The organism is Martelella sp. UBA3392, from assembly GCF_002358775.1.
Taxonomy (GTDB): domain Bacteria; phylum Pseudomonadota; class Alphaproteobacteria; order Rhizobiales; family Rhizobiaceae; genus Martelella; species Martelella mediterranea.
This window is the reverse complement of record NZ_DEPM01000057.1, coordinates 1-5598: the sequence shown is the minus strand read 5'-3', so window position 1 is coordinate 5598 and position 5598 is coordinate 1. Positions and strand designations below refer to the sequence as shown.

At 63.2% G+C, this 5598-nt stretch carries 6 protein-coding genes; 2 read left to right on the top strand and 4 right to left on the bottom strand.

Annotation, left to right across the window (positions count from 1 at the left end):
* The 4 genes from B4E36_RS04280 to B4E36_RS04265 form a co-directional block, all read right to left on the bottom strand.
* The coding region (locus B4E36_RS04280; protein ID WP_345900020.1) for an ATP-binding cassette domain-containing protein at positions 1-222 on the bottom strand (222 nt) is incomplete at its 3' end.
* The gene (locus B4E36_RS04275; protein WP_292059592.1) at positions 215-1114 is read right to left on the bottom strand and encodes an ABC transporter permease; all 900 of its coding nucleotides are present in this window, start codon (positions 1112-1114) and stop codon (positions 215-217) included. The genes B4E36_RS04280 and B4E36_RS04275, both read right to left, overlap by 8 nt.
* 45 nt (positions 1115-1159) lie before the next feature.
* Positions 1160-2074 (bottom strand): ABC transporter permease, encoded by a 915-nt coding sequence (locus B4E36_RS04270; protein WP_026173161.1) that lies wholly within the window; start codon positions 2072-2074, stop codon positions 1160-1162.
* A 71-nt stretch (positions 2075-2145) separates the two neighbouring features.
* On the bottom strand, positions 2146-3645 hold the full coding sequence (locus tag B4E36_RS04265; protein WP_345900019.1) for an ABC transporter substrate-binding protein: 1500 nt from the start codon (positions 3643-3645) through the stop codon (positions 2146-2148).
* 338 nt (positions 3646-3983) lie between these two features.
* On the opposite strand from B4E36_RS04265, the gene B4E36_RS04260 reads away from it, so the two are divergent.
* Together B4E36_RS04260 and B4E36_RS04255 are read left to right on the top strand one after the other, a co-directional pair.
* Positions 3984-5174 carry a sialidase family protein gene (locus B4E36_RS04260; protein WP_292059583.1) on the top strand — a complete coding sequence of 397 codons (1191 nt, stop codon included), beginning with the start codon at positions 3984-3986 and terminating at the stop codon, positions 5172-5174.
* A gap of 11 nt (positions 5175-5185) precedes the next feature.
* A partial coding sequence (locus B4E36_RS04255; protein ID WP_345900018.1) for an iron-containing alcohol dehydrogenase occupies positions 5186-5598 on the top strand: 413 nt, incomplete at its 3' end.

The window sequence follows — 5598 nt, the reverse complement described above, 5'->3', positions numbered from 1 at the left end:
GAACAGCACTTCGCCGCTCACGATTTCGCCGGGCGGGCAGTCGATCAGGTTCATGATCGCCGACGCCGAGACCGATTTGCCCGATCCGCTTTCGCCGAGGATCGCCAGCGTCTCGCCCCGGTCCAGATGCCATGACACGTCATTGACCGCATCGACCGTACCGCGCGCGGTGTGGAAGCGGACCGAGAGATTGCGCACTTCGAGGAGGTGGGAACTAGCCATTGGACTTTCCTCCGATTTCCAGCCGCCAGCGCTGGGTCGGGTTCAGCGCGATCCGCATCCAGCTCGAGAGCAGGTTGAGCGACATGGTGGTCAGGATGATCGCCAGCCCCGGCCAGAAGGCGAGCCACCAGGCGCTGGTCAGATATTGCCGTCCCTGGCTCACCATCAGCCCCCAGGTGATTTCCGGCGGCTGAATGCCGATGCCGAGGAAGGAGAGGGCGGATTCGGCCAGCATCACGAAAGCGAAGTCGAGCGTCGCGATGGTCAGCAGCGTCGGCAGTACCACCGGCAGAATGTGAAACAGCACGATGCGCAGGTTGGACGCACCCATCACCTGCGCCGCCTGCACGAACATGCGCTTGCGCACTTCCAGCACCTCGGCGCGCGTGGTGCGCAGATAGATCGGAATGCGGGTAATGGCGAGCACCAGCACCAGATTGGCGATTGACGGCTCCAGCACGTAAAGCACGGTGACGGCCAGCAGCAGCGAGGGAAACGACATGATCACGTCGGCAAGCCGCATGATGATTTCGCTGTGCCATCTGTCGCGGTAACCGGCGATGAGGCCGAGCGTCGACCCGATCAGCAGCGAGGCGGCGACTGCGCCGGCGGACACCACCATGGTGTTGCGCGCGGCGACGATTATGCGGGCCAGAAGCGGCCGGCCGAGCGCATCGCCGCCGAGCAAATAGAGAAAGCCGCGATCAAGAGAAAACGGCGGCGCGTTGCGGGCGCGCAGGTTCTGCTTTGCGGCGACGCCGTCGAACAGCATCGGGCCGAAGATCGCGAAAGCCACGATGAGGATCAGGAACAGCACGGCCGCGAAGGCGAGCTTGTCGGCCCACAGCATTTTGAGAAAGCGCCGGAAGGCGCCGGGTTCCTGCCGGGCCATGGTCTCGCCGCCGGTTTGTGTGATGGGTGCACTCATCGGCGTCCCTCAGGTTCGAATGCGCGGATCGAGCACCGCATAGGCGAGGTCGATCAGGAGGTTCATGATGAAGATCGCGATCGCGGTGACCATGATGGCGGCGAGGATCACATTGAAGTCGCGCTGCATGATGGAGTCGATCATCAGCTTGCCGACGCCGGGAAAGCCGAAAATGGTTTCAACCACCACCGCGCCGTTCAGAAGGGCGGCAGCCTGATCGCCGATCACGGTGATCACCGGCAGCATGGCGTTGCGCAGCGCGTGGACGAAAATGATTGGCCGGTTCTTCACGCCCTTGGCCCGCGCCGTCTTCACATAGGCGGAGCCGAGCGCGTTGATCATCGATCCGCGCACGATCTGCAGGATCAGTCCGAAAGGCCGGATGAACAGCACGGCCACGGGCAGCACCCAGTGCCACGGGGTGCCGGTTCCCGAGGTTGGAAGCCAGCCGAGCGTGACGGAAAAGACCACGATGCCGACGATCGCTACCCAGAAATCCGGGGCCGATGCGCCGATCAGTGACAGGACGGAAGCGGCCCGGTCGAACCAGGTGCCGACATTGAAGGCCGCGATCGCGCCAACCGTGATGGCGGCGGCGGTCACCAGAACCATGGTGATGAAGGCAAGCTGCAGCGTCCAGGCGAAGGCTTCGATGACCACTTCGAGCGCGGGGCGGGCCTTCCTCAGGCTCTCGCCGAAATCGAGGCGTGCGATATCGGTGACATAATGCCAGAACTGCACCAGAACAGGGTCGTTCAGGCCGTGGATCTCGCGGAAATTCTCGCGCATCGTTTCGGATGCGTCGACCGGCAGGTAAAGCGATGTCGGATCGCCGGTCAGCCGGGACAGGAAGAACACAAGCACGATCAGGACCAGCAGCGAGACGAAGCTCGTCAACCCGCGTTTTCCCAGCGTTTTCTTCATCGTGTTCTCTCGTTCTCACAAAAAGGGAAGCACGCGCGGGATGACCGCGCGCGCTCTTCGTTTGAAAGGTCTTACTTCAGGCCGATTTCGGCAAGCTGAAGCTGGCTGTTGGTCGCGATCGTCGGCGTGAAGTCGACATCCTCGCCAACCCGGGCGAACCCGACCATGTGGAACAGCAGCACGTCCGCGATTACATCGTCATGCAGGTAACCGAAGAGTTCCGACCACAGCGCCTCGCGCTCTTCGCCGGTTGCTGCCGTTGCCTCTTCGATCAACTCGTCGGCGTGCGCGTCGGCGATGCCCGACTGGCGGCCTTCGGAGTGGTACTTGAAGAACATCGAGAACACAGGGTCGCCGCGCGAATTGTCATGCTGCGCGCCGACCATGATCGGGCCGCGATCATCGACATAGGGTTTGGAGTAGAACTGCTCGTGCTCGGCGACCTCGACCATCTGGAGCTTCACGTTGAAGCCTGCCTCGTTTAGCATGCTGGTGATCGCTTCGTAGAATTCAGTGGCGCCGGGGAAGTTGCCGGTGCGGCCGACAAGCAGGATCTCGGTATCGACCGGAACGCCATCGGCAGCCGCCTCTTTCAGGAGTTCGCGGGCGCGATCGGGATCATAAGGCCATGCCTCGATGTCCGGGTTCCAGCCGAGCGTCGTCGGTACGTTGATCGCGGTGGCGATTTGCGCGCCTTCGGGCAGGATGGTGCCGATGAAGGCTTCCCGGTCGATGGCGATGTTCAGCGCCTCACGAACGCGCTTGTCGGAAAGCGGCGGCACCGAATTGTCGATCCGGAGATAGGTTGTTTCCGAGTTCGGGTAGGCGTGGTCGAGATCGGTGGTCGCGTCGATGGCCGAGATCGACGGCGCGATGTCCGCCTCGCCGGTCTCCACCATGGCGGCGCGCACGGCGGCGTCGGTGCGGAACACGTATTCCGCGGTCTCCACGGCCGGGGCGTCGCCCCAGTAATCGTCGCGTCGGGTCAGCGTGATGCTCTGGCCCGGCGTCCAGTCGGAAAGCACGTAAGGACCGGTGCCGATCGGCTCGCGGGTGAATTCGATCGGCGTTTCCGATGGCACGATGGTCAGCAGCGACAGCAGAAGCGGCAGGATCGGCTGCGCCGGCTCGGTGGTGAAATCGATGGTATGGTCGTCCACGACCGTCGGCGTGATCGTGATGCCATCATAATAGCGCGAGATCTCGCAGACGATCTGGTCGCTCTGCGCCCTGTCGAAGGAGTGCTTGACGTCTTCCGCGTCGAAAGCCGAACCGTCGGAGAAGCTGACGCCCTCGCGCAGGTGGAAGCGCCAGGTGTTGTCGTCGGTCATTTCCCAGCTTTCGGCCAGGCGCGGTTTCAGCCCCTCATCGCCGCGAACGTCCAGTTCCGTCAGCGTTTCGGAGATGTTCTGGAGCACGATGCGCCCGATATTGGAGCGCGTCGCCATGCACGGCTCGACCAGATCCGGCTCTTCCGCCAGAACGACGGTGACCGATCCTTCCTCCTGTGCAAAGGCTGGCGTCAGCGATGACGCCAGCATAAGCCCGGCAAGCAAAGTTGTGCGTTTCATTGTTTCCTCCTCCAGGAACGTCGCAGCATAACGTCGTTCAGCCCCTTGCGCCGCTGCCCGCGCAAAAAAAAAGGACTGACATGGCCCGTCGATGACGCAGGTCCGGCCCGAATGCCGGATCAAGCTCTGCGCAATATTGGTAAAGTTGATAACCTTTGTCAAATGCCTTCTCGATTTAGAGGTGACATCAGATTTTGATATAGAGATAAATAATTGAATTTAAACTATATAATAATATGTCTGTATGAACGAAAGAGCCCATCGTTTAAAACTTCAACTTGACAACTTGTTTTTGCGCCTGTTTTTTGAAGGCCAGAATCAAGCGGAGGAACGTGTGCATGATGCCGGAGGATATCGCCCGGACAATGACGGGAAAATTTGAGGCGCGTCCGGACGGCAGACAGGCCGTTCTTCCCGCGTCGACGGTGCAGAACCATGCCGCCTTCCTGTCGCGCCTGCCGGGCGGGAGCCTTGTCTGCGCCTGGTTCGGCGGCACGCTGGAAGGCAAGTCCGACATTTCCATCCACGCCGCCCTGCTCGATCCCGACGCGGAGGCGTGGGGCGAAGCCGTCCGGTTGACGGATGATCCCGACCGCTCGGAACAGAATCCGGTGATCTTCGTGACGCCGGCAGGCGAGATACTGCTTTTTAACACCGCGCAGCCCGCCGGCAATCAGGATGAGTCTCGGGTGTTCATGCGCCGGCTCACGCTGGAAGGCGGCCGGCTGGCGGCTGCTGAGGCGCGCGACACGGGCCTGCCGCCCGGCACCTTCGTTCGCGCCGCTCCCTATGTGCGGGATGACGGGGCCTGGTGCCTGCCGCTCTTCCGTTGCAACCCGCGGCCCGGCATTCGCTGGACCGGCGCTTTCGACACCGCGGCGGTCGCCGTCAGCATGGATGATGGCGAAAGCTTTGAGGTTGTCGACATTCCGGGCTCGGAGGGCGCTGTGCACATGACGCCGGTCAGCCTTGGCGGGGACGAGATGATCGCGCTTTATCGCCGCCGCCAGGCCGATTTCGTCCATCGCTCCGAAAGCCATGACGGCGGGCGAAGCTGGAGCGCGCCCGCGCCGACGGATGTGCCGAACAACAACAGCTCGGTCAACGCCGTGCGCCTTGAGGGGAACGTCGTGGCCATGGTTTGCAATCCGGTCTCGGCTGCGCAATCGGATGCGCGCCGCGCCTCGCTTTATGACGAGCTTGAGGAGAAGGATGGTCGGCCCGAGGCGGCCGAGGGCTGCAATCCGATCTGGGGCGTCGAGCGCGCGCCGCTCACGCTCTGTCTTTCGGGCGATGGCGGCCGCACCTTTCCGGTGCGCTACACGATCGAGGAGAGCCCCGGCACCTGCCTCACCAATAATTCGCTCGACGGCCGCAACAAGGAGCTTTCCTACCCGGTGCTGCTGCCGCGCGCCGATGGCGGGCTCGATATCGCCTATACGCTTTACCGCCGGGCCATCCGGCATGTCGCGCTCGATGCCGAAACCGTCGCCGGGCTTGTCGCGCAGGTTCCGGACCGCCGGACGTGAAAGGAGACAAAATGAACAGCATGGATCGCCCGATCACGCTCCATCAACCGAAGCGGCTTGAAGTCGGCGTCGGCACGGCGGCACAGCTCGGCGCGTGGGCGGCCGACGCCAAACGCCCTTTCGTCATCGCCGGCGGCCCGACGGCCCAGTATGTCGAGCGGCTTTGTCTTCCCGGCGATATTCGCGTCTATGCCGAAGCGCCGCCGGAGCCCGATCTTCCCGCCTTCGAGGCGGTGCTGGAGGCGGCCCGTGCGCACAGGCCGGACCTCATCGTCGGTCTCGGCGGCGGTTCGGTTCTCGATGTCGCCAAGCTGACGGCGGCGCTCTGGGACGGGGAGCAATCCGTTCGCGATGTCGTGGGTCCGAACAAGGTGGCGGGCAGGCGTACCCCGCTGGCGCAGGTCGCGTCCACGGCGGGCACCGG

Bases quoted from the DNA above. Each gene is read 5' to 3' on its own strand.
- B4E36_RS04275 (WP_292059592.1), bottom strand. From the start codon at position 1,114: ATGGCCCGGCAGGAACCCGGCGCCTTCCGGCGCTTTCTCAAAATGCTG.
- B4E36_RS04270 (WP_026173161.1), bottom strand. From the start codon at position 2,074: ATGAAGAAAACGCTGGGAAAACGCGGGTTGACGAGCTTCGTCTCGCTG.
- B4E36_RS04265 (WP_345900019.1), bottom strand. From the start codon at position 3,645: ATGAAACGCACAACTTTGCTTGCCGGGCTTATGCTGGCGTCATCGCTG.
- B4E36_RS04260 (WP_292059583.1), top strand. From the start codon at position 3,984: ATGATGCCGGAGGATATCGCCCGGACAATGACGGGAAAATTTGAGGCG.